Source organism: Pseudomonas sp. G1002 (assembly GCF_013385455.1).
Taxonomy (GTDB): domain Bacteria; phylum Pseudomonadota; class Gammaproteobacteria; order Pseudomonadales; family Pseudomonadaceae; genus Aquipseudomonas.
On sequence record NZ_JACAPY010000061.1, the window covers coordinates 9,686 to 10,462 of the forward strand.

1 protein-coding gene is annotated in these 777 nt (G+C 57.4%); it reads right to left on the minus strand.

Features of this window, described 5'->3' with window-relative positions; genetic code table 11:
• Positions 1-101: 101 nt before the first annotated feature.
• Positions 102-437 carry a DUF6124 family protein gene (locus tag HX801_RS31100; protein ID WP_003219885.1) on the minus strand — a complete coding sequence of 112 codons (336 nt, stop codon included), beginning with the start codon at positions 435-437 and terminating at the stop codon, positions 102-104.
• Positions 438-777: the final 340 nt, after the last annotated feature.

Genomic DNA, 777 nt, shown 5'->3' on the forward strand with positions numbered 1-777 from the left:
ACGATCAGCGTGGGAGTGATCGCGAGCCTGCTGACAAACCCGCTCTCCTGACCAACCGCTCCCACACTGGATTTATGTTGCCAGTTGGATTTCGGATGTGATCAGGCCACCGGACACTCCCGGTTCAGCGCCTCATCCACCAACAACTGCGCCATCTCCACCAATTGCACCACTGCCAACACTTGCTTGCGGCTGGCCCCATCAAGATGCTCGGCACAGTCATAGGCACTGACAGCCGCCGATTCAAGAATCTCGCTGGCATTACACAAGGCGACTTCGGTGCTGAGGCCGGCACGTACGGAGAATAGTTTGTTGGAGGACGGAGGCGAAGCGGCAGGTTCTGAATTAAGGTCGTAGTGCTTGAATGCGCGCTGGGCAGCATCGTGGAATTTCTGGTCGCTCAAGTAATGCGGCGGGTTGGGCGAGACCTTTTTCATGGTGAAGCTCCTCTATGAGCAAGCACCTCCACGCTCGCTACCACACGATTAAGGAGGCGACTGTACACGGGGTGGTAGACCGGTCATAGAAACCCGGCAGGCCGAAGCCTCCCATGCACAGCCGCCACAAAGCAGCCCGCACAAAAAAACGCCCTTGAGCGTTTTGGGATCTATGAAATAGCCGGGCTACCACACCCGTTCGCTGAATTGGCAGCGACCCGCGAAGGTTAGCGGCGAGAAGGTCTGGAAGCAACCTGAAATCTATGTCGGAACGGTCTGCGTAGGAACGGGCGATACCGCTGCCGGCGTATGCCCATTGTTGATCGTTCCCACGCTCTGC